Origin of the sequence: Advenella kashmirensis W13003 (genome assembly GCF_000506985.1) — a bacterium.
GTDB classification, from domain to species: Bacteria; Pseudomonadota; Gammaproteobacteria; order Burkholderiales; family Burkholderiaceae_B; genus Advenella; species Advenella kashmirensis_A.
The window spans coordinates 2,298,715-2,319,862 of sequence record NZ_KI650979.1; the positions used below are offsets into that span (position 1 = coordinate 2,298,715).

Annotated in this window: 20 protein-coding genes; 9 read left to right on the top strand and 11 right to left on the bottom strand. The window is 53.8% G+C overall.

Annotated features, from left to right (window positions below; translation table 11 throughout):
• The first annotated feature begins 9 nt into the window (after positions 1-9).
• Together W822_RS34470 and W822_RS34475 are read left to right on the top strand one after the other, a co-directional pair.
• Positions 10-756 carry a peptidylprolyl isomerase gene (locus W822_RS34470; RefSeq protein WP_051401665.1) on the top strand — a complete coding sequence of 249 codons (747 nt, stop codon included), beginning with the start codon at positions 10-12 and terminating at the stop codon, positions 754-756.
• A gap of 30 nt (positions 757-786) precedes the next feature.
• Positions 787-2,025, top strand: coding sequence for an MFS transporter (locus tag W822_RS34475; protein ID WP_081724381.1), 1,239 nt, complete (start codon positions 787-789; stop codon positions 2,023-2,025).
• 61 nt (positions 2,026-2,086) lie between these two features.
• Here W822_RS34475 and W822_RS34480 read toward each other — a convergent pair whose 3' ends face one another.
• The 9 genes from W822_RS34480 to W822_RS34520 all read right to left on the bottom strand — a co-directional run bounded on the left by W822_RS34480 (position 2,087) and on the right by W822_RS34520 (position 11,494).
• Entirely contained in the window at positions 2,087-3,655 is a 1,569-nt protein-coding gene (locus W822_RS34480) for an aminotransferase class V-fold PLP-dependent enzyme (RefSeq protein ID WP_081724341.1), read from the bottom strand.
• A gap of 183 nt (positions 3,656-3,838) precedes the next feature.
• A complete protein-coding gene (locus W822_RS34485; protein WP_051401666.1) occupies positions 3,839-4,849 on the bottom strand; it encodes a Bug family tripartite tricarboxylate transporter substrate binding protein in 1,011 nt (336 codons plus the stop codon).
• A gap of 48 nt (positions 4,850-4,897) precedes the next feature.
• Positions 4,898-5,683, bottom strand: a complete 786-nt coding sequence (locus W822_RS34490; RefSeq protein ID WP_024005203.1) for a cyclase family protein — start codon at positions 5,681-5,683, stop codon at positions 4,898-4,900.
• Between the two features lie 14 nt (positions 5,684-5,697).
• Complete coding sequence (locus W822_RS34495; RefSeq protein WP_024005204.1) at positions 5,698-6,342, bottom strand: TetR/AcrR family transcriptional regulator; 645 nt, start codon at positions 6,340-6,342, stop codon at positions 5,698-5,700.
• 175 nt (positions 6,343-6,517) lie between these two features.
• Complete coding sequence (locus tag W822_RS34500) at positions 6,518-7,138, bottom strand: 2-hydroxychromene-2-carboxylate isomerase (protein WP_024005205.1); 621 nt, start codon at positions 7,136-7,138, stop codon at positions 6,518-6,520.
• Between the two features lie 77 nt (positions 7,139-7,215).
• Positions 7,216-7,944: an SDR family oxidoreductase gene (locus tag W822_RS34505; RefSeq protein ID WP_024005206.1), complete on the bottom strand. Its 729-nt coding sequence runs from the start codon at positions 7,942-7,944 to the stop codon at positions 7,216-7,218.
• Between the two features lie 32 nt (positions 7,945-7,976).
• On the bottom strand, positions 7,977-8,930 hold the full coding sequence (locus W822_RS34510; RefSeq protein ID WP_024005207.1) for an NAD(P)H-dependent flavin oxidoreductase: 954 nt from the start codon (positions 8,928-8,930) through the stop codon (positions 7,977-7,979).
• A gap of 29 nt (positions 8,931-8,959) precedes the next feature.
• Positions 8,960-10,528, bottom strand: coding sequence for a class I adenylate-forming enzyme family protein (locus tag W822_RS34515; RefSeq protein ID WP_031242699.1), 1,569 nt, complete (start codon positions 10,526-10,528; stop codon positions 8,960-8,962).
• 150 nt (positions 10,529-10,678) lie between these two features.
• Positions 10,679-11,494, bottom strand: coding sequence for an IclR family transcriptional regulator (locus tag W822_RS34520; RefSeq protein WP_034279574.1), 816 nt, complete (start codon positions 11,492-11,494; stop codon positions 10,679-10,681).
• 182 nt (positions 11,495-11,676) lie between these two features.
• On the opposite strand from W822_RS34520, the gene W822_RS34525 reads away from it, so the two are divergent.
• The 6 genes from W822_RS34525 (at position 11,677) to W822_RS34550 (ending at position 17,800) form a co-directional block, all read left to right on the top strand.
• On the top strand, positions 11,677-12,621 hold the full coding sequence (locus W822_RS34525) for a tripartite tricarboxylate transporter substrate binding protein (protein WP_437177150.1): 945 nt from the start codon (positions 11,677-11,679) through the stop codon (positions 12,619-12,621).
• Between the two features lie 138 nt (positions 12,622-12,759).
• Entirely contained in the window at positions 12,760-13,044 is a 285-nt protein-coding gene (locus W822_RS34530; RefSeq protein WP_024005211.1) for a hypothetical protein, read from the top strand.
• Between the two features lie 506 nt (positions 13,045-13,550).
• A complete protein-coding gene (locus W822_RS34535) occupies positions 13,551-14,756 on the top strand; it encodes a porin (RefSeq protein ID WP_024005212.1) in 1,206 nt (401 codons plus the stop codon).
• 316 nt (positions 14,757-15,072) lie between these two features.
• The gene (gene proP / locus W822_RS34540) at positions 15,073-16,605 is read left to right on the top strand and encodes a glycine betaine/L-proline transporter ProP (RefSeq protein ID WP_024005213.1); all 1,533 of its coding nucleotides are present in this window, start codon (positions 15,073-15,075) and stop codon (positions 16,603-16,605) included.
• An 8-nt stretch (positions 16,606-16,613) separates the two neighbouring features.
• Positions 16,614-16,994, top strand: a complete 381-nt coding sequence (locus W822_RS34545) for a DUF2195 family protein (protein ID WP_051401667.1) — start codon at positions 16,614-16,616, stop codon at positions 16,992-16,994.
• Positions 16,995-17,131: 137 nt separating this feature from the next.
• The gene (locus W822_RS34550; RefSeq protein WP_024005215.1) at positions 17,132-17,800 is read left to right on the top strand and encodes an OmpW/AlkL family protein; all 669 of its coding nucleotides are present in this window, start codon (positions 17,132-17,134) and stop codon (positions 17,798-17,800) included.
• Between the two features lie 37 nt (positions 17,801-17,837).
• Here the strand turns inward: W822_RS34550 and W822_RS34555 are convergent, their stop codons facing one another.
• Positions 17,838-18,881, bottom strand: a complete 1,044-nt coding sequence (locus W822_RS34555) for an asparaginase (RefSeq protein WP_031242702.1) — start codon at positions 18,879-18,881, stop codon at positions 17,838-17,840.
• Positions 18,882-19,077: 196 nt separating this feature from the next.
• Between W822_RS34555 and W822_RS34560 the strand changes: the two genes are divergently transcribed.
• Complete coding sequence (locus W822_RS34560) at positions 19,078-19,968, top strand: dienelactone hydrolase family protein (RefSeq protein ID WP_024005217.1); 891 nt, start codon at positions 19,078-19,080, stop codon at positions 19,966-19,968.
• A 113-nt stretch (positions 19,969-20,081) separates the two neighbouring features.
• Here W822_RS34560 and W822_RS34565 read toward each other — a convergent pair whose 3' ends face one another.
• Positions 20,082-21,146, bottom strand: coding sequence for a LacI family DNA-binding transcriptional regulator (locus W822_RS34565; protein WP_024005218.1), 1,065 nt, complete (start codon positions 21,144-21,146; stop codon positions 20,082-20,084).
• Between the last annotated feature and the right edge of the window lie 2 nt (positions 21,147-21,148).

The following is a 21,148-nucleotide window of genomic DNA, read 5'->3' on the forward strand; positions in this document are numbered from 1 at the left end:
GAGGACATCATGATTCAAGTGAACGGCGTCAGTATCGACGAAGCAGCACTGGCCGATGAATTGCCCCGGCATGACGGGCAACGGGATCCGGTCAAAAGCGCCAGCCATGAATTGGTGTTTCGGGAACTGCTGCGCCAGCGGGCGCTTTCGCTTGGTATCCACGAGACGGACACCGAAGTCTTGACGCAGGCGGTTTTGGATGCGGAAGTCATCACGCCGGAACCGGATGCCTCTGCGTGCCTGCGCTATTACGAGCTGCACAAAAACCAGTTTGTTTACAACGACAGCATTGAGGTCTGGCATATTCTGTTCCAGCTGACCCCCCGCATTGATGCAAAACGGCTGCGAACCTATGCGGGCGACATTCTCAACACGCTTTACCAGGCCGGGCCGGACGCTTTTGCCGACTATGCGCGACAGTATTCCAATTGTCCATCCTCAGCCAAGGGCGGGGCGCTCGGCATCGTTTTGCGTGGCGATACGTTGCCCGAATTTGAAAAGGCCGTTTTTGCGATGGCGCCCCACACGTTATTGAATCGACTGGTCGACACCCGTCATGGATTCCATATTGTCCGTACCGGTGACAAGCAGGAAGGAAGCGTAATGCCGTTTGAGTCGGTGCATGCGCGTATCGCAGACTGGCTCAGTCAGTCCAGCCGGCGGCGCGCGACATCCCAGTATCTTCAATTGCTGGCAGGGCAGGCCAATATCAAGGGGCTGGATATCGAAGGAGCCGATTCACCGCTGCTGCAATAATTTTTCTGACCGTCACAAGAGAGACCCATGATGACAACCGACAATCCCAAAGCGTATGCTGTTTTGTACAGCAGCACCTTTGCCTTTATGGTTTGCTTTGTTGTTTGGATGATGTTCGGTGTGCTGGGCATTCAGATCCGCCAGGAGCTTGGGCTGAACGCCTTCGAATTCGGGCTGTTGACATCGACGCCTGTGCTGACGGGGGCGCTTTTCCGCTTGCCACTGGGGATCTGGACCGATCGTTTCGGCGGGCGGGTCATGATGACGATCCTGCTGGCAGGCTGTTCCATTCCCGTCTATCTGGTCAGTTATTCCCAGCAGCTTTGGCATTTCCTGGTCATCGGCTTGTTCCTGGGATTGGTGGGAGCTTCTTTTGCCATCGGCACGCCCTATGTCGCCCGCTTCTTTTCCGCCGAAAGAAAAGGCTTCGCCATGGGTTTTTTTGGAGCGGGCACGGTGGGCGCGGCAGTCAACCTTTTCCTGACGCCGATATTGCTTGAAAGTTTCGGCTGGCGCGCCGTACCCAAAATCTACGCGGTCGTGTTATTGATCACGGCAGTGGGTTTCTGGTTTGTCTCTGCGCCCGATCCTGGCGCAGGCAAGACTAGCGGTCGCTTTGCCGACCAGTTCAACGTGCTCAGAAATCCCAAAGTCTGGCGATATTGTCAATACTATTCGATTACGTTTGGCGGGTTTACCGCACTCTCCTTGTGGATCCCCCAGTATTTTCAGGCCGAATATGGACTGAGCCTGGTTGCCGCCGCGGCCCTGGCCGCCGGGTTCTCCTTGCCTGGTGCAATCTTGCGCGCAGTCGGCGGCGGGCTGGCGGACCGGTTCGGCGCACACAATGTTACCTGGTGGTGCCTGTGGGTTGCGTGGATCTGTCTGTTCCTGCTTTCTTACCCCGACACGCAGTTAACCATTAAAACTCTGGACGGATCGTCGTCTTTTCATTTGTATATGCCTATCTGGCTTTTTGTCGGCATTTTGTTCGTGCTGGGTGCCGTCTTTGCCTTCGGCATGGCCTCCACCTTCAAATATGTGGCGGACGATTTTCCGGACAATATGGGTACGGTGACCGGCATTGTCGGATTGGCGGGTGGCCTGGCAGGATTCCTGTTGCCCATCATGTTCGGCATATTGGCAGAGATTCTTCCTGTCCGCTCCAGCTGCTTCATGCTGCTTTACGGCGTGGTGTGGGTATCGCTGATCATCATCTATTTTTCAGAGGTCAAGCGCGTGGAAATTTCCGGGGAAATACAACGATAGCTTGGCTGACGCAAGCCTCTGTTTTGCTGTGCATGATCGGTGATTCACTGTGCCCGCGAATTTAACCCGCGGCCTCAAGCGAGCGGGCGATCTGGATCTGGTCATTCAGCAGGAAATCAATATCGTCATGTTTGGTCAACGGATTGAGCAGCACGGCCCGTAAAAGGGCCAGGGACTGGTTCTGATAGCGTTTGATGGGCCGGAATGTGCGGGAAACGAAGCTGTCTCCTTTCTGTCTCTGCGCTTTTTGCAGAGCGATATTGAACTGGCTGATGTGATTATTATCCTGCTCATCGAGCGGCTTGCCGCGATACGCTTGTGGTATATAGCGGTATGCCAAAATATTCATTGATGGCGGCGCAATCAGTTCAAATTCTGCACGCGCATCGATGGCTTGTGCCATATAGCGGGCACGTCCCAGACTTTCGGTATAAAGGTCATCGTAGCCTTGCTTGCCGATGATATGCAGTGCGGCGTGTAAATATAATGCGTTGACTGGGCGCGACCCTTCAAGCGTAAAGCGGCCCTGGTCATAGGAAGTGGCGCGTACTGCGTAGGGGGCATGATGGACAGTTGCCTGCGAGAATGTCGGATCACGAAAAAACAGCAGACCACAGCCCAGCGGCAGCATAAGCTGTTTGTGACCGTCAATCGTGACCGTATCGGCAAGCTCAATGCCGTCCAGCAACGACCGGTTGCGCTCGCTCAGAATCAATCCGCCACCCCATGCAGCGTCAACGTGCACATGCGCCTCAACATCATGCGCCAACTCGCAGATGGCTCGCAGGTCATCCACGCTACCGTAGTCGGTAGTGCCGGCAATGGCAACGATGCAAATAATAGGTTGCCCTGCCTGTCTGAACTGTTCAATTGCCTCGCGCAGCGCATCCAGATCAATCTGGAACCGATCATTGACCGGCACTTTATGCAAGTGCGCACCAAGCAGATGCGCACCCTTGTCAAAAGAATAATGCAGCAATTCCGAGCCGATGATCACGGGCTTATTCAGCGTGCCGACTGACTGTTGCATTTGTGCCGGATGTCGGTCCTGGGCTCTGCGCCAGGCCGTCCAGAGGGCACCGATGTTGGCAAGCGTGCCGCCGCTGGTGAAAATGCCCAGCGCCTCGGAAATGCTTTGCAAATGGCTTTGGTAAAACTCATGATCGAAACGGAAGATTTCCCGGTGCAGCATGCCAATGACCTGGCGTTCAAGGAACGTCAGGCTGCGGCTGGTTTCCATCTTGACAACGTTCTGGTTCAAAGTCTGAACCAGGCGACCGATTTCGGGTAAAAAACTGGGGATCGGCGATGTCATATGGCCCATATACCTGGGCGACGCCAGATGAGAACAGTGCGGCAGCACGTCCTGATCGAGCTTGTCCAGATAAGCGTCTACATTGCTGCCCTGCGAGGGGATATCCAGCGCCATGAACTTGTCACGGATGTTCTCAATGGGCATGTCATCGGTCGCATCGGTGCTATTGAGAAATGTGCTGCGGCTTGCTTCGACCCGTTGCCGAATTGACAGCGTGTCGGCGCCGAACAGGGTTTCGGTCAGGCTTGAGGATTCCTGATTCGTACCAGCAAGCCCGACCTCACTGTCGGAGACCGCATTTATATTGACGTTCATGTTCCGTTCTTTCAAATTCATTGAATATCACAAATATTGAGGCGTCAATGCTACTACGAAGTTCGCATCCCCGGCAACGAACGGGGCTTTAAACGAAGACATATTTCTCGCATCTGATATGTGGGGAGCGCGCGCAAACGTTCCTCTCCACAATGATGTTAGCCGATAGCGATGCGCAGCAGGCTACTCGACCTTGATATCGGCCTGCTTGATGACACTCTCCCATTTTTGCGTCTGATCCAGCATGAACTTGCCAAATGCTTCTGGTGAAGATGGCGATGGCTGGATAGCCTGTTTGTGAAAAAATGAAGTCATCTCGGCGTTTTTCAGAATGTTATGGATATCTTTATTCAAACGCGAAATGATATCTTGCGGTGTACCGGCTGGCGCGAGCACACCGATCCAGGACTGGGCCTCGAAAGATGGATAGTACTGAGTGAGGGAGGGCACATTCGGTAACTGGGGGATCTCATGTTTGGTTGTAACAGCGAGCGCCTTGAGTTTGCCGGCGTGAATGTGCGCAAGCACAGAGCTGGCACTGACAAACATCACTTGAACCCGCCCCGCCAGTAAGTCTGCAATGGCAGGCGCACCACCTTTGTATGGGATATGGGTGAGATCGGCACCCGTTGTGGATTTGAACAGTTCCGCAGCGAGCTGATTGGAACTGCCCGCACCGGTTGATGCATAGTTCAGGGCACCAGGATCTCGTTTGGCCAACTCGACAAGTTCGGGAACGCTATTGACCGGAACTGAGGCAGGCACGGCGAGAACCAAAGCAGAGGTGCCGATCAGAGAAATCGGCATCAAATCCTTGTCGGAGTCAAATGGCAATTTATATAAAAGCGGGTTGATGGCATGCGTATCAAAGGCCATCAGCAGCGTGTAACCGTCCGGTTTCGATCTGGCAACCTGTGCCGCACCGATAGAGCCGCCTGCCCCCGCTTTGTTCACCACCACTAATGGTTGCTTCAATGTATCACTTAATTGGCGCGCCATGGTACGGGTGACAACGTCGACAATGCCGCCTGGCGGGAATGGCACGACCAGCTCTATCGGTCTTTCGGGATAAGCAGCGGATGCAGTTGTCGCAGCAAGAGGCAGTATGATTGATGCGAGCGCCGCCCCGGCTATGCGTGTTGTAATGCGGCCAATCTTTTCTTTTGCAAATTGTGTGTGTTTATTGAAGGGCATAATGATAGCCATTGTCTCGGTGGTTGTGAAGGAATGGGACCGGCGTTGTTAATCAAGAATCGCGACAGTTCTGCACCAGCCTGCCGAGGCGTCCTTGATTTTTATCGGAAAACAGCTGATTGTGAATCCGTGCGACGGCAACTGATCCAGATTGGTCAGTTTTTCCATCTGAAAATAACCAATATCCCGGCCGGCCTTGTGGCCTTCCCAGAGAATGCGCGGATCCTTGTTTTGCTTAAAGCGCTCAATGACATACTTGAAGGCCGGGTCCCAGCTGTACGAATCGGTGCCGACGATACGCACGCCTTGCTCCAGCATCCATAGCGTTGCATCGCGACCGAAACCACACGCGCTTTCCCAATAATCCGCCTGCCCCTGTCGTGCGCCTGCACGGGTATTGGCTACCACGATGTCCAATGGCTTGAGCGTATAGTTGATCCGTTCGAGTTCGTTTTGTATGTCTTGCGGTGTGACCACGTAACCGGCGTCGAAGTGGCGAAAATCCAGCTTCACACCGGGTTTCAGACACCAGTCCAGTGGCACCTGGTCGATACCGGGCGCCGGCTCCCCACCTTCGGTCAGGGCGTGATTGGTCGTGGGGTGATAATGCCAGGGCGCATCCATATGCGTGCCAGCGTGGGTGGAGAGTGATACTTTTTCCACCGCCCAGGCTTTTTGATCTGGCATATCATCAGGGGTGACGCCCGGCAGGAGTCGTCCAAACAATTCCCACGAATCGTCGTGATTGACGTAGTCGATCTTGGGCTGGTGATGGGCGGGTGAGGTGGGTTTGTCCTCAAGCGTGACCGACAGGTCGATGATTTTACGGGTCATGTGTTTCCTTTTGCTCAGTGAGCCGGCGTTGATACGTTGGGCGCAGAAAATCCCGCGACAATGAATGCGACCAACTGTTTAACAATAACGTCGGGATCATCTGTGTCGCAGAGCCCGTCCGATAGTCTATTCAAACGATGATAGTTTTTATCCCCGTCGCTGATGATGTACATCATCGCGCCGATGGTGAATGAATAACGCCAGAAGGCTTCTGCACGGTTCAAGCCCGGTGAGGCTTTCATAAAGGCATCAACGAAAAGCAGTGCCATGGCATCGTATTGTTCGAAAATGGCGGCGTTCGTTGCCTCCTGAGGCAGGGCCCGGGCCTGCATCAACAACCTGATCAGCAATCGGCTATCGCCCGTCGTTTGCAGACTATGCCTGATGGGCGGCGCCACCAGTGCCTCAACGATTCGCTCCAGTGTCAGCGCTCCTTCACCAGACAGCTTTTCCAGCGCCTGTGTGCGCAACATGTTGACGGGCTGGGCGACCGATTCGAGCACGACCCGGATCAGATCTTCTTTTGTGCCGAAGTGGTAATGGATCGCGGCGACATTCACATCAGCAAGTGTTGTGATGTCTTTTAGCGTGGTTGCGTCAAAGCCCCTTGTCGCGAAAAGCGAAAGGGCGCTGGCTGTGATTTTGTCTTTAGTCGACATGCAAGTATTTAAATATAAATTTCAAATAATAATTTGAAATTTATATTTAAATGGCAATCGTGTCAAGATTTTTATGCTTTATGGCAGTTGCGGTAAGCGGCTTTGCTCGGGCTGTTATTTGCAGTTCGGGTCAAACCAATTGTTTGCCGTACAAGGACACTAAGAGCCGGAACGATTAAGCCCCTGGTTTGATCGTCTCCATAATTTTTGACTCAACGTCGGCCAGTCTGTCTTTGCCAAAGTAAATATCGTTTCCGACAAAAAAGGTTGGCGATCCGAAAGCGCCGCGGTCACATGCATGCTGGGTATTGTCAATCAGCGCCTGCTTGACATCTGCCTGCTGGGATTGCTCCAGAATCTGCGCGCCATTGAGCCCGGCCGTGTCAAGCGCCTGCACAATGACGTCTGCATTGGCCATATCCAGTTCCTGTTCCCACATAGCGGAAAATACGGCGTTGACATAAGTCTCGAATACCCCCAGTTTTTCTGCTGCCACTGCGCCACGCATGATTTTGAGCGTGTTTACCGGCCAGTAAGGGTTGCGACGGTATTTTGTCAAATTGTGTTTTTGGATGAAACGTTGCACTTCCAGCGCATCATAAGCACGTTTGTTGGCAATATGCGCAAACGCATCTGCCGGCGACTGATTGTTAGTCAGTTTGAACAATCCGCCAAGCAAAATAGGCACATAGCGGAAAGTTGTGCCGGTCCGGGCCTCGATGTCGGGAATGACTTCATGGCTGAAATAGGCGTTCGGGCTACCAAAATCGAATAGAAAATCAACAGAAATAGTCATGATGACGGGCTCAATAGTGGGTTGACGAGGTTGGCATCCGGTTGCCCGGATGCGCAAAACGAATCGGGTTGCCAGAGTTACCAGGCTTCCATCCAGGGACGCAATTCGGTCTCATGCGTCCAGGCATTGCGCGGCTGCTGGTGAATCTGCCAGTATGCTTCGGCAATGCTTTCCGGGTCGACAATGCCGTCCTGGTCTTTCAGGGCGTAGCGCTGTGGAAAGGTCTCGCGGATAAATTCGGTATCGATGGCGCCGTCGATGATCGGATGGGCAACATGAATGCCCTTGGGCCACAATTCGCGCGCCATACTTTGGGCAAGTGCGCGCAATCCATGTTTTGCGCCGGCAAAGGCGGCATAATTGGCTCGTCCTCGCAGGCTGGCTGTGGCGCCGGTAAAAATAATCGTGCCGCGTTCGCGGGGTAGCATAACGCGTGCCGTTTCGCGTCCCATCAGGAATCCTGCAAAGCAGGCCATTTCCCAGACTTTCGAATAAACGCGGGCAGTGGTGTCGGTAATACTGAACTGGACATTGGCACCGATATTGAAAACGGCCACTTCGATGGGGGCGATGGTGCTTTCAATCTGGTTGACCAGCTCGATCATCTGGTCTTCCTTGCGGGCGTCGCTGCCGAAGCCGTGTGCCTGACCGCCTTCGGCGATAATTTGATTGACCAGCGGTTCCAGTTTGTCTGCGTGCCGGCGGGTTACGCAGGCGATGTACCCCTCGCGTGCAAAACGCCTGGCGATGGCGCCACCGGTCGCGTCTCCTGCGCCGATGACGAGAATCGCTTTTTTATTGTCCATGAAATGACTCCTGTATGTTGTTGTGTTATGGATTAGTGCCCAAGTTGTGCCAGTGTGCTGTGATATTCCGTGGCCAACTGCGCGATAAGTTCTCCTGCGGGCAGGACCGACTGGATATTGCCCACGCCCTGGCCTGCACCCCAAACGTCTTTCCAGGGTTTGATGCGTTTTGAACCAAAGTCCATGCTGCTTTTATCTGCGTTTGGCAGATTTTTCGCATCCAGGCCGGCAGCGGTAATGCTGCGAGCCAGATAATTGCCATGAACGCCAGTAAAGAGCGGGGTATATACGATTTCAGAGGCGTCACTATCCACCAGCATTTGCTTGTATTCGGTTTGGGCGTTGGCCTCCTCGGTAGCTATGAAACGGGTGCCCATATAGGCCAGGTCGGCGCCCATCGCCCTGGCGGCGGCGATGTGCGCGCCCGACGTCATGGCGCCGGACAGGGCAATCGGGCCGTCGAAAAACCGTCTGACTTCGCTGATCAGGGCGAATGGACTCAGGGTGCCTGCGTGGCCGCCCGCGCCGGCGCATACCAGAATCAGCCCGTCAACGCCGGCTTCCAGGGCTTTTTCAGCGTGCCGGATATTGGTGACATCATGAAAAACCAGCCCGCCGTATTCATGAATCGGCGCCACAAAATCAGTGGGTGCAGACAGACTCGTAATGATGACCGGCACGCGATAGCGAATGCAGGAATCCATATCCTGGTCAAGCCGGTCATTTGAGCCGTGGATGATCTGGTTGATTGCAAACGGGGCGATGCGTTTTTGCGGCATGTCCTGACGCGCCTGATCCAGTGTGGTCGTAATCTGCTCCAGCCATTCGTCCAGTTGCGCCTGGGGTCTGGCGTTGAGCGCGGGCATGGAACCAATAATGCCCGACAGGCACTGCGCAATGACCAGGGCTGGATTGGAAATAATAAAAAGAGGGGAGCCGATAACGGGCAAAGCAAGCTTGTCTTGCAGGGCAGCAGGCAGTGTCATAAGAATGGGTCCTGATAATGAAGAGGCAATTAGTTCGTCGGGCTTGCCTGTGCGTGGTCGAAAGACTGTGCGGCAAGCTGTTTAAGTGCATTTTTGAGTATCTTTCCTGTGGGTGCGGTGGGCAGCGCCTCGAGAAACCGGATCTCCGCAGGCAATTTGTAGGGCGAGAGCCGCTCACGCAGATATTCGCGAAAATCGGCTTCGTCGGTGGCTTGCGCAGGCCGGTTCAGTTCGATAAATGCTACGACTTCCTCATTATGCTCAACGGTTCTTCCTACAACGGCAGACTGCACCACGCACGAATGGCTGTTGATAACCTGTTCGACTTCAAGTGGATACACATTAAAGCCCGATCGAATGATGAGTTCCTTGCTGCGTCCGACAATATGCAGCGCACCGTCGGGATCCTGCCGGACCATATCGCCGGAATTGAACCAGCCTTCTGGCGAGATGGCCTCGCGTGTCAGCTCGGGGTTGCGGTAGTAGCCTTTCATGACATTGGGGCCGCGGATACGCAACGTACCCACTTCACCCTGCGGTACCGGTTTGCTGTCAGCATCGACGATGCTGATTTCTATGCCGGGGATCGGAAAGCCGACGGAGCAGTCGTGCCGGACCTGATCAATATGGGTTTGGGCAACGGTCGGCGACGTTTCCGTCAGCCCGTATCCATTGTTTAACGGCAGACCGAACAAATTTTCGACTTCTTTTTTAAGCTTGGACGTGAGAGGGGCCCCGGATGTTCCTATGCATCTCAAGGCATGTTGTCGGGTACTTAATGGTTCTTTTTGAACCTGCTCCAGCAATCTGGCGTACATGGCGGGTACACCGACAAATAAACTGACCTTTTCATTAAGAAGAATGTGCAGCGCCTGGCTTGCAGAAAACCGGGCCTCCAGCAATACAGCTGCGCCGCCCAGCATGGCCCCCAGAAACTGTGTCACCAGCCCGACAACATGCGCCATGGGCAGCACGCCATAGAGCAGGTCGCCGGGGTTCATGCAGCGCGATGTGCAGGCCTGGCGTGCGGCAAACAAAAGACCGGCGTGTGTCAGCATGACGCCTTTTGGAGAGCCTGATGTGCCGGATGTGTATACCATCGCGGCGACCTGTTGCTCAGCTCCTTCATATACGGTTTCGGGTACCGTTGATTGATTGCAAACGCCGATGTGAATATCGCCAAGCGCCGGCATAGGGAGCGGCGCAGCCTGGTGGCGCGCCGAATGCGCCTTGGCGTTTTCAGAGACATGACACGTGTAAAGTGTCAGCCTGGGCGTGGCATGCTCGATGATGCTGTCGATTTCCCGGGGTGACAGCCGGGCGTTGACAAAGCTGGACCAGGCATCAAGCCGGCTGATAGCCATCACGATGATGCACGCCGATACGCAGTTTTCTCCGACGATCAGAATGCGATCTCCGCCGCGCACACCCCTTTGGGACAGTTCATCTGCCAGTTTTTCGGAAAACGCAGTCAGTTCACCATAACTGATATTGGCATAGCGGTCACGCAGCGCCGCTGCGTTCGGGGTGCGAACGGCCCATTCATCCACAATCTGATGAATGCGAGTCAGTTGCCTGGTGTCGGGTCTCCAGCTCACGTCATGATCTCCACATAATTTGTTTTTTGCTTACGACTGTAGATTAATGGTAGAGCAAATAACGTCAATGCGAAATACGGGAAAGACGAATCAGGCAAATGGAAAACTGCAATGCAGTATTGAAAGCGTCAGCAGGTGACGCCAAGTCGCTTAAGCGACCGCGTCTGCGTTTACTTTTTTCACGATCTCGGCCGCTGCGGTCAACAGTTTGGGTCTGACCTGGCGCATCAGGCGATCCTGCGTCATATGGCCGGCCGGCCCGGCAGAGGTCAGCACCATAATCGGCATGCCGCTGCTGAACGAAAGCGGAACGGCCAGTCCGTTGATCTCTTTATGCCAGTCACCAAAAGAGCGGACACATCCGAGCGTCAGGTAATCCTGGCGACCCTGTTCAATGCCCTGTTTCAGTCGCGGCCAGGAAAAGGTGTCAAACGAGCGGATGCGATCTTCCAGCGCACGGCGCTCAGTTGCATCGGCCAGTGCCAGATAAGCCTTGCCCATCGCCGTGGGCGCAATTGGAATGCGCGATCCAATGCCCAGATTCAGGGTAATCAGTGCATTACCGCGGTAACTCTCGATGTAGTGCATGCTCATGTCATCGCGAATGCCAAGTGAAATAAGACTCTCTGTCTCTTCTGACAACTGACGCATCACGGGCTGGCTGATTTGCTTGACATTCAGGCGAGCCAGAGTGGTCCCGCCCAGTGTGAGCGTCTTCATGCCCAGCCGGTATCGCGGTTGCTGGCCGGATTTATGCAGGTAGCCCAGTTTGGAAAGCGTGTAGGTCAGCCGGGTTACCGTGGACTTGGGCAGGTCGCAGCGCAGCGCAAGTTCCTGGTTGCCAAGGAGCTCTTCGCCCGAGCGAAAGCACTTCAGGATGGCCAGTCCGCGGGCCAGGGCAGTCACAAAATGGCGATCACGATTCTCCTGGCTGTCGTCATCGTCCTCATTGCGCATTTTGTTCATGGTTTATCTCCTGTCTCGTTATATCAATACTGCATCGCGGTTTTCGGGCTGTGATGAACGGGAATAATAGTACAGAATGGCCCGACGTCACAATACACAAGGAGGCAGCCGTGAACGTAATAAGAGAATGCTTTAACAGATTAATGCAGGGCGCGTGCAACGTAGCATTGTTGCTCGTGCTTATGACACCTTTTTCATTTTTTCCGATAGCCGCATCGGCGCAGCAGGCAGCTGAGCATTATCCGGATCGGCCGATTCGCATTCTGTTGCCATTTGCCGCGGGCGGATCGACTGATGGTCCCATGCGGGTACTCGCCAAACATGTATCGGAGTCCCTCAAGCAACCGGTGATTATTGATTATCGCCCCGGCGCTGGAGGCACGCTGGCCACGCAAACCGTCTACTCCATGAAGCCCGATGGCTACACGCTGGCAGTCGCAGTGGCCGGTGTCTATCGCATGCCGTACACAATGAAAATCAATTGGGATCCATCAAGCGACCTGACCTATGTCATCGGCATTACCGGGTATGCCTTTGGTGTTGTCGTGCCCGCGTCCTCACCCTTCAAAACCATGAATGACATGATCGCCTATGCAAAACAGCATCCGGGAGTGGTGACCTACGGGACGCCCGGGGTTGCAACCACCAACCATCTGACCATGGAGCGGGTGGCAATGAAATTTGGCGTCAAGTTCAATCACATTCCCTATAAAGGGTCTGGAGAGTCCCTGCAGGCACTGATGGCGGGGCAGGTCGACAGTGCAGCCGAAACCTCGGCTTTCGTGCCACTGGTGCAAACGGGGAAATTGCGAGTGCTGACCGTGTGGGGGCAGGAACGCATGCCGCGTTTTCCGCAGATACCCACATTGAGGGAACTGGGAATTGATATTGTCCAAAGCTCACCCTGGGGATTGGTGGCACCCAAGGGTACCGACCCGGCGATTGTGCGCAAATTGCACGATGCCTTCAAAGAGGCAATGGGAAAAGAAGACTTCAAAAAAATGCTGGCGCAGTTTGATATGACGCCTGAATACAGAAGTTCTGCGGATTTTCAAGCGTTTGCAGCGGCTGCCATGAAGAACGAAAAGGCGACTATTGAGCAATTGGGCTTGAATCTCAAACAATAAATAATAAGTCGTCGCGACCTTTTCCACGATACATCATCACTTTACGTTGTTTCGACCGTCTGTGTAGCGTAATGCAGACGGCGTGTTTATCTATCCCGTATAATGTCTTTGACTAGTCAATTATTTAGGAATAGAATAATGGATATCTGGGCCTGGTTTATCGGCCTGCTCATGGTGATTGTTGTCGTGGCGGCGTTTTTTCTTGCGCCATCGGATAGAGAACGGGAGCCGTTATACGTCAGACAGATTGTGGCGGCAGTGTTTGCCTTTTGCGCTGCAATTGTATGCTCGTCGTTGTTTCATCTATCGCCTTCCGAAACGGAAGGGGCGGAAATCGCCTTTGTGATTATCAGCGTCATTGTAATGGTGCTCATTTCCTGTTGGTACGCCTGCAGGGGACGCAAAAAGAGCAGGCAGAATTGAACCGGGCGCGATCAAACTGACCGTGTACGGTCCAGTCAGTTGCTGCTTTTGCAGGAACTGAGCATATCCGCGTGTGTCGCATATTTGTCACAAAACGTGGCTAAAAAGCATGGGTATATCCACTATCAAGGAAAACCCTTGTATTGCTTGGTCGGGCGCCTGCAGACATGCCACCGGAAAGCACTTTTTATCATCCCTCTCTTCCCTGTTATTTCCATTTCTGAATATCACCTTTGGCATAGTAACGTTTTGATTACAAAAGTAATAACAGAAAAGTTGACCTTGCTAATTCGGTGAAGAAAAGCCAGTTTACAAACGTGATTTTAATGGGTCAATAGATAGATCTTTTGCCCTTTCTGATGGCGTTATCATCCCACCCTGCTTACTCGAACCCGGATACAAAATCTTTACATAAGTGGGTCTAATCTTTATATTTTAACCAATCTGAACAGTTCCAGAAACATTCGGATAAGAACTGAAGACCATTCCCTGAGGAGATTAGATAGATGAAAAAGACTTTGCTTGCTGCGGCATTGACTCTCGGTTTTACCGGAGTTGCGAGTGCCGAGACTTCCGTGGTTCTATACGGTATTGTTGATGCCGGTATCGGATACCAACAAACCAAAGTTAGCCAAGGTGATGCCTACACTAAAACACGCGACATCGGCCTGATCGATGGTGTACGAAATGGGAATCGCTGGGGTATGAAAGGAAGTGAAGACCTGGGCAACGGCACCAGCGCGATCTTCCAATTGGAAAGCGGCTTTAACCTGGGTAACGGTCGGTCTGCACAAGGCGGACGTCTGTTCGGTCGTTATGCCTATGTTGGTCTGGCTGGTGAGAACTGGGGCAAGCTGACTCTGGGCCGCCAGACTCACGTAGCATCTGACTTGCTGTCTTCGCTGAATCCGTTTGGCGTGAGCTATCTGCAGGCGGGTACGCTTTCAGGTGCATTCGGTGCTTCCGTATACGCCCGTATGGACAACTCGATCAAATACATGTCACCTGACTTTGGCGGTTTCAAAGTCGGTATCGGTTACGCAGGCAAAAACAACAAGACCACCAGCAGCGACGGTTTTGACGATTTTGAATCACGCGATACCTCTAACTGGATCACTACCGGTATTTCCTACGACAATGGCCCGATTACAGTGGCCGCCTCGTATGATCGCTTCCGTACAGACTATCGCGACAGCGACGGTGATCTGAAAGGCACAACCCACATGTGGAACCTGTTTGGTTCTTACGACTTTGAAGTGGTTAAAGCATTCCTGGGCTATGGTCAGGTTCGTGGTTCCATTGCCAACGACGTGATTGTTGAACAAGGCGCCGGCAGTACAGGCCTGAACGCAGCGTTCAATGATTTCACAACAGTTACCAATCCCAATAGCGTTGTGTATGGCCGCAATTATGCAGAAACCAATGGCTATCGCCAACAGGCCTGGATGGCTGGTGTGACGGCTCCCGTCGGCGACAGTGGCAAAATCATGTTCTCTTACCAGGGCAGCGCGACCAAGAACACGGGTGACGCATTTGACGGTGTGAAGGGCAACCTGCACATTTTCAGCCTTGGATACGAACAAAAACTGTCCAAACGCACCAACGTTTACGCGATCGCGTCATACGGTACAGGCAAGCTGAAGTTTGACAATCAGGAAAACGTCAAACTCAAGTCTACGCTGATCGGTATTGGTCTGAACCACCATTTCTAATCAGTAGCACGACTTGGCGATGGTGCGTTACTGCGGCCATCGCCGGCGCGATTAGTAATATAAAAGAAACGCCGGGGGATTTGCAGTCAATCGTAGTGAGACGGGCCTTCAATGACGCGACTCATACAAGACGTGCGGTTGCCTGACTTACAGAAATCCTCCAGGCTGGCATTCTCTCCGTAGTATAAATCCCCAGGTTGCGGTTTGGCCCTGGGGTTTTTTTCGTCTGCCGTTGTTCTTAAGATAAATTATTGCAACCGTAATGACATTATGGCACCATGTCTCGTATAACAACGGGAAGCAGGGAAGCAGATTTATGAGTGAATCAACTTCAGCGCCACAGCAGGGGCAACCCCTGCACATCGACGATATCACCGTCATTGATGATTCCAAGCTCAAGAAAGCCGTTACGGCGGCTGCGCTGGGCAACGCGATGGAATGGTTTGACTTTGGTGTTTACGGTTTCGTTGCCTATGCGCTAGGCAAGGTTTTTTTTCCCGATGCTTCGCCTGCGGTCCAGACGATCGCTGCGCTCGGTACGTTCTCGGTTCCGTTTCTGGTGCGTCCGCTGGGGGGCGTTTTCTTTGGTGTGATGGGCGACCGGTTCGGGCGGCAGAAGGTTTTGTCCCTGACCATTATCATCATGGCGATCAGCACATTCTGCATCGGCCTGATCCCATCCTACGCAACCATCGGCCTGTGGGCGCCCATTATTCTCCTTTTGTGCAAACTTGCCCAGGGCTTTTCTGTTGGGGGCGAATATACCGGCGCGGCCATTTTCGTTGCAGAGTACGCGCCCGACAGGCGACGCGGATTCCTGGGCAGTTGGCTCGACTTTGGGTCCATTGCCGGCTTCGTTCTCGGTGCGGGGCTGGTGGTGCTCTTGCAGACCATTCTTGGCGAGCCGACCTTTCTTGAGTGGGGATGGCGTGTTCCGTTCTTCGTGGCCGGTCCGCTGGGGTTGCTGGGGTTGTATCTGCGTCATGCAGCAGAAGAGACGCCGGCATTTACTCAGCAACTGGAGAAAATGGAAAAAGAAGACCGGGATGCCATTAAAGAGCGGCCGACAGTGTCTTTCCGGGAAATTTTCGTCAAATATCGCAAGGCGTTGCTGATTTGCATCGGCGTCGTACTCGTCACAAACGTGACGTATTACATGCTGCTTACCTACATGCCGACTTATCTGTCCAGCAGCCTGGGTTACTCGGAAGAGCATGGCGTGTTAATCATCGTCGTGGTCATGATCGGCATGTTGTTCGTGCAGCCTGTTGTGGGTTTTTTTAGTGACAAAATCGGGCGCAAACCGTTTATACGGGCCGGTAGCATCGGCTTGCTGTTCCTGGCGATTCCTGCGTTCAAGTTCATCGGCAGCGACAATACCGGGTTGATCTTTCTGGGATTGTTATTTATCGCCATCCTGCTCAATTGTATGACCGGTGTGATGGCATCTACATTGCCCGCCTTGTTTCCGACTCGCATTCGCTATAGCGCCCTGGCAAGTTCGTTCAATGTCGCCATTATCGTGGCCGGTCTCACGCCTACTGTGGCGGCATGGCTGGTGGAAGAAACCGGCGATCTGCTGCTCCCCGCCTATTATTTGATGGTGGCGGCAGTGATTGGCATCGTGACTTCATTTGTCATCCCTGAAACAGCAAACAAACCGTTGCGCGGTGACACGCCGAACGCGTCCAACAAACACGAAGCCAAGGCGCTGCTCAAAGAAGCGTACGAAAATATTGAACAGACCGTGTCTGATATCGAAGAAGAGATTACGGCCATGGAAGCGCAGCTCGAGGCGCTGCGCGAGCGGCGTCAGCGCCTTGTCGACCGGCATCCGCATATGGATTGAGGCCTGTCGTGCAACATAGGCAATACCGGTTTTCTGCAATTGTGCTTTTCGCCTGCATTGTGCTACCGATCCATGCGGCACCGTTGCACATTCAGAACGATGTCTCCGCCTGCGCTGCGATTCAGGCCAGAGCGGTGTCCACGCAAGCCGATCTTGTATTGGCAGATATTGCTATCGATTCGCATAAACCTGTGGGTGACTGCGGTTGTCTGTCTGCGCTGATCCAGTATCACAGCGAGGTCAGTGTCGGGGGATCCCCTCAAGTCCTGCAGAGCGGGCTGTTGGCGGTCAAACACAGCGAAGAAAAAAGACTTGTCCTGGCAACAGAACCCGGGCTGATTGCAGACAGCCCGGTATCTCTGCGATTCAGTTGCGCGCCGCCTTTATGACTATTTTTTTGATCTACATCAATATATAGCAGTAATCTGCCATCGCTTGCCACCTGACCTTGCGCCAGGTCAATATTCACTTGTCATATTTACTCCATGCTATCGGTTCATTAACAACGTTCTGATGGAGTAGAAAAATGATTGCTGTTCGTCATATTGCTGTAGCTTGTACTGTTGCCGTGGGTTCGTTGCTCGCAACGCCTGCTGTCGCTCACGAGGCCGGCGACTGGATCGTGAAGGCCGGCTTGACAAGTGTGATGCCCACGTCCGACAACGGGACCGTGGGAAAGGCAATCGCCCCACGGGGTATTGGCCTCGACATAGACAGCAGCACCCGCCCGAGCTTCAGTCTGACCTATATGGCCACGCGCCATCTCGGGATCGAATTATTGGCTGCTGCACCATTTCAGCATGACATCCGTGGCGATGCTCCTGACTTGGGCGGTGATATCGGCCGTATCGGCAAGACAAGACACCTGCCGCCAACGCTGAGTCTGCAATGGCACTTTTTGCCCGATGCGGCAGTGCAGCCATACGTGGGTGTGGGCGTCAACTACACGACCTTCTTTCACACCAAACCCACAGGCGCATTGCGTGAACTGGGCGTAGAAAAATTGACGCTGTCCGATTCCTGGGGACTGGCGGCACAAGTGGGGGCCGATGTCAGGCTGAGCGAGAACTGGTTTATGAATGCCAGTGTCCGCTACATCGATATCAAGACCAAAGTCAGGATCGACGGCACGAAAATCGGTACAGCGAAGGTCAACCCCTGGGTTGCTACGATTGGGGTCGGCTACCGGTTCTGATTCTGGCCGCCGGCCGGCCCCCGGCAATCGTTACTGATTACATGGCATCGAAGGCGGCTTGCAGATCCTGCTTACTGGTTTTTCCAGATTGCAGAAGCAGCATGAGCAAAATGCGGGCTTTTTGCGGGCTCAAATTGCCGGCCATGATGGCACCTGCGTCTGCCGTCGTTTTACCACCGCCTTCGAATCCGTAGTTGGCCATGACGCGACCATTATAGACACGCGTTGAGATGACTACGGGAATCTGTTTTTCCAGTGCGTATTTGACTGCTTCAAACATGGGTTTGTTCATATTGCCCATGCCCAGGGCCTGCACCACGACTCCCTTCGCTCCCTGGTCCACAGCGCTGCGCAGCAGGCTGCCATCGGCGCCGCCATACATGGCCACGATCTCCACTTTGGGCATGGCATCTGTCTGGACTGTAATATGCTGACGCCGTAGCGGTGTCCGGGCGAACAGCACCTGATCGGGATACACCTCGCCGAGGAAACCATAGTCGCCCGACTGGAAAGTTTCAACATTCGCGGTATGGGTTTTTGTGACATGGCGGGCTGCGTTGATCTGGTTATTCATGGCAAGCATAACGCCTTTCCCCCTGGCCTGATCGTCAACAGCGATACGCACTGCGTTCAACAAATTGCGCGGGCCGTCAAAATCAGAAGAGGATGCGTTACGCTGAGCACCAATCAATACGACGGGTTTCTCTGATTGCACAGTCAGGTCCAGCCAGAATGCAGTTTCCTCCAGCGTGTCGGTGCCATGGGACACAATGACACCTGATACCTCCGGACGCTGCAGTGCGGTCTGAACCGCTCGGCTCAGCGCTACCCAGCGAGGCGGGTCCATGTAATCGGACGGCACGTTCGACAAATTGTTGACTTCGATTTTTGCAAACTCAGCCACCTCCGGCACGGTCGCCAACAGATCGTCACCGGAGATGGCGGGTACCGGTGCCTTTTTGACCGGATCGATTTTCATGGCGATGGTGCCGCCTGTGGCGATGAATTGCACTGTCGGTTTTTCCTGGGCGCCGGCACTGGTGATGATGGCAGCCAATAGTCCGGCTAATACAAATGACATTTTCTTCATGGTTGTCCCCTATATTGTGATTTAATTAACATGAATGTGATCCTGTGCAGAAGGGGGGCGGCCCCTGTTCTGCGCCAATACATGGTACCAGTATCGGTTTCGGATTTCATCGTGTACTCATTTTTGCCCTCAGTTCCTTCTTCTGTTCTTCCGGGCCTGCCGGCCCGCCTGTCAAGGAGTTCGTACCATGAACCGCAAGCAAGCAAGTGATTTTCATCCTGAAGTACTCAAACTGTTCGATGCCTATGTGCATGGCGGCATCAACAGGCGCCAGTTTCTTGACCGTTCGGCACGCTACGCTGTCGGCGGCGTGACCGCTTCGGCTATTTTAAGCAGCCTGGCACCGAATTTCGCATGGGCCCAGCAGATTGCGCCCGATGACAAACGAATTAAAACGGGCTATGTGGAATATCCATCTCCACAGGGCAACGGGACCATGAAAGGCTATCTTGCCCAGCCTGCCGAGGCCGCAGGCAAGTTGCCGGCGGTGGTGGTGATCCATGAAAACCGTGGTTTAAACCCCTATATCGAGGACGTGGCAAGGCGGCTTGCTGTCGAAAACTATGTCGCCTTTGCTCCTGATGCACTGACGCCTGCAGGCGGCTACCCGGGAGACGAAGACAAGGCGCGCGAGCTCTTTGCAAAACTGGATCCGGCCAAACGTACCGAAGACATGGTGGCCGCTGCGCAATTTCTGAAAGGCCATGAGGCTGCCAATGGAAAACTGGGCGCTGTCGGTTTTTGCTATGGGGGCGGGGTCGCCAATATGCTTGCTGTGCGGATGCCGGATCTGGCTGCTGCGGTGCCTTTTTATGGCGGTCAGCCTGCAGCAGCTGACGTGCCTAAAATCAATGCGCCGTTGTTGATTCATTACGCCGGGCTGGACGAGCGTATCAATGCGGGGTGGCCGGATTACGAAGCGGCGCTAAAGGCTAATAATAAAAAGTACGAAATGCACATGTATGATGGCGTCAATCATGGTTTCCACAACGACACCACGCCACGTTACGATGAGGCGGCTGCCAAGCTGGCATGGTCGCGCACACTGGCGTTCTTCAAGGACAATCTGTCTTCGTGATCTTGATCGTGGCTGGCGGTTTGCGCTGATTGCCGGACACATTCGGGTTTACTGCTATCGCGGTAATACGATCATGAGGTTTATCGATGATGACAATATCGGTCACGTTGCCTTCAAGGCAGGTTTTCCCGAAAAATAATCTGGCTCTGCACCGGATCGACGCCGCTCATGACAGGGCGTCGATCGCGCAAATTGGCAAAGATCCGAATGCTGTTCATGGTTGTGGTTTGCGGATTCTGGGTAATGACCGCGTCCATGGTGCCATCAATGAGCAGGGCGCGGGTGTCGGGCGTCAGTCCGTGGCCGATAAACACGACTTTATGTGCCAGACCCGCTTCCTTCAGCGCCCGGGCAACGCCGTCCGATGCGCCGCCTATATTGTAAATACCGGCCAGCCCGGGCGATTGCTCCAGTAATTGGCGTGTGAGGCGATAGTTCTCCTCGGCGCTATCCAGTCCTTCTCTGAGCCCGACAACGTCAACCGTGGGGAACAATTCCTTGAACATATACAGAAAACCCATTTCGCGCTCTTCGTGCGCGCGATAACTCAGGCTTCCGGCAATCATGGCGGCCTTGGCCGGTCGCGCCCCGATAAAACGGGCGATCAGATAGGCTGCCGTACGCCCGGCCGCCCTGTTGTCCAGACCGATGTATGCGGCGCGACGGGTGTTGGAGATATCGGTAATCAATGTAATCACGTGCTTGCCTTTTTCGACCAGATCCTCGATGGCGTCACGAACCAGGGGATGTTCAATAGCCATGCAGGCCACGCCGTCGGCACGCTCGGCCTGCTTTTTCAGGCTGGTGGCAAGCGCCTCGGGATTGAATCCTTCGACATAGTCCACTCTGCATTTCACGTTATAGGGAGCCCAGCTGTCATGAGAGTAGGTAATGGTGTCACCCAGCATTTTGATAAAACGGTTGGTGCCTTTGGGTAATACAAATGAAATACGCATGGCGCTGGGCGTGAGGGCTGCGTACAGATCATTTTCCGGAAGATAGGCCAACTCTGCTGCCGCCTTCAGTACGCGCTGGACGGTAGCTTCCCGTACGCCCGCCCGGCGATTCAGGACGCGATCTACCGTGGCGGTGGAAACGTTTGCCAGGCGCGCAATATCGGAAATATTGGCTTTGCCTGCGGGGTTGTGTGGATTTGCCATTACATCAAAAACCATCATTT